This window comes from Streptomyces thermovulgaris, assembly GCF_002155915.1.
GTDB lineage: Bacteria > Actinomycetota > Actinomycetes > Streptomycetales > Streptomycetaceae > Streptomyces > Streptomyces thermovulgaris.
In genome coordinates, this window is record NZ_MUME01000463.1 from 1 (window position 1) to 2,034 (window position 2,034).

Sequence of the window (2,034 nt, forward strand, 5' to 3'; positions counted from 1 at the left end):
CCCTTGCGGGCAGCTCCCCCGCCACCTCCCGTGCACCCGTCGTACGCCCCAGGTCGTAGTGCCGCCCTGCACCTTCGCCGACAAAGGCGGGGCCGCAGCCCTTGCCACTGTCGCGGCTTCCCCGCCCGTCCCTACGGTGCACACGGAACGAGACCCCCCTCACCCGTCCGCATCGCCTCATTCGCCGAAACGGACAGCACATGATCACGGATCGACCGACAGTGTCGGTGATTGTCCCCAACTACAACTACGAGAAGACCCTCGCCGCCTGCCTGGACGGGATATTCGCGCAGACCCACCGGCCGCTCGAAGTGATCGTGGTGGACGACGCGTCCACCGACCGCTCCCGGGAGATCGCCGCCTCCTACCCCTGCCGGCTCATCGAGAGCGAGGGCAACCAGGGCGTCTCCGCGGTCCGCAACCGGGGCGCGCGCGAGGCGCGGGGCGACATCCTCTTCTTCGTCGACTCCGACGTGGCCCTGCGCCCCGACGCCGTCGAGAACGCCCTGCGCATCCTGCGCGAGGACCCCGACTGCGGTCTGGTGCACGGCACCTACGACACCCGCCCGCTGTTCGACGACGGCCCCGTCGAGCACTACCGCGTGCTGCACGCGCACTGGTGGCGCAGGCGCAGCGTGGGCCGGGTCGGCACGGCCGTCTTCGCGCTGGCGGCGATGCGCCGCGAGGTCTTCGCCGCCGCCGGCCCGTTCCACGAGGGCCTGCGCGACGCGGAGGACGTCGAGTACAGCGACCGGCTGGCACGGGTGGCGGGCATCCGGCTCACCGACACCGTCGTCGGGAGGCACGACGACTGCGCGGGGCTCGCGGACATGCTGCGGGAGCAGTTCCGGCGTTCCCTTCCGCTGGCCGGCTTCGCCGGCGCCCACCGCATGCGCTCCGGCGCGGTGGTGGTCAATCCCCTGCTCGGGGTGGTCGGTGCCGCGCTGTTCGCCGTCTCGCTGCCCCTGCTGTTCGCGGCGTTCGCCGTGCCGCTGCTCGCCGTCGTGCCGCTGCTGTTCCTCGCCCTGTTCCTGGTGTCCGACCCGGGGCTCCCCGGATTCGTCCGCCGGGAGCGCGGGAGGCGGTTCCTGCTGTACTTCCTGGCCGTGCACCTGCTCGCCCAGTGGGCCATCGTCGCCGGGCTCGTCGTCGGCGCCGTGCGCCGGCTGGGCGGGCGCACGGCGCTTCCCGCCACGCTGCCGTCGAGGACGGGCTCCTGATGAACGCCGCCTGGCGCCGTGCGCTGACCGTGCTGTTCACCGTGGCGGTGGCGGCCGGGATCGGGCTCGCCCTGCGCGGGCAGGACTGGTCCGTGCTCGCGCAGCTGCTGCACCCCGGCTCGGTGCCGGCTCTGCTGGGTGCCGTCCTGGTCACGGCGGCCGGCCTGCTGTGCGGCACCCGGGCCTGGATGCTGACCCTGTCCGCGGTCGCGGTGCCGGTGCCCGCCCCCACCGGGGTACGGATGTTCTTCGTCGGCTTCCTCGGCAAGTTCGTGCCGGGCCGGGTGTGGGGCCTGATCGCGCAGATGCGCATGGGCGAGCAGGCCGGTGCCAGCAAGGCCCAGATGGCCGGGACCTATGTGGTCAACCTGGTGGTCGTGCTGCTCACGGGCGGTGCGGTCGGCATGCTGGTCGCACCGGCCCTGTTCGACCACGGCCTGTGGTGGACGCCGCTTCCCCTGGTCCCGCTGGCGGTTCTGCTGGCCCGGCCGGATCTGGTCCACCGGTGTGCGGCCCTGGCCGCCCGAGTCGCCCGGCGGCGTCCGCCCCCGTCCCCGGGACGGCCCCGGGACCTGCGCCGCTCCCTCCTCTACCAGACCGCCTCCTGGGTGCTGTCGGGGCTGCATGTGTGGGTGACGGCGCTGCTGCTGGGCGCCGATCCGCTGCCCGCGCTGCCGGCGGCGGTCGGCGGGTTCGCCCTCGCCACCGTGGGCGGAACCCTCGCGGTGTTCGCACCCGACGGCGCCGGCGTCCGCGAGCTGATGCTCGTCCCCGCCCTCGCCACGGTCCTGCCCCTGCCCGCCGCCCTCACCAC

At 73.9% G+C, this 2,034-nt stretch carries 2 protein-coding genes; both read left to right on the forward strand.

Annotation, left to right across the window (positions count from 1 at the left end; translation table 11 throughout):
• Positions 1-221: 221 nt before the first annotated feature.
• Positions 222-1,220: a glycosyltransferase family 2 protein gene (locus CCN35_RS26375; RefSeq protein ID WP_201450791.1), complete on the forward strand. Its 999-nt coding sequence runs from the start codon at positions 222-224 to the stop codon at positions 1,218-1,220.
• Positions 1,220-2,034, forward strand: an 815-nt coding sequence (locus CCN35_RS26380) for a lysylphosphatidylglycerol synthase domain-containing protein (protein ID WP_086794599.1), incomplete at its 3' end; no start/stop codon positions are given. The genes CCN35_RS26375 and CCN35_RS26380, both read left to right, overlap by 1 nt.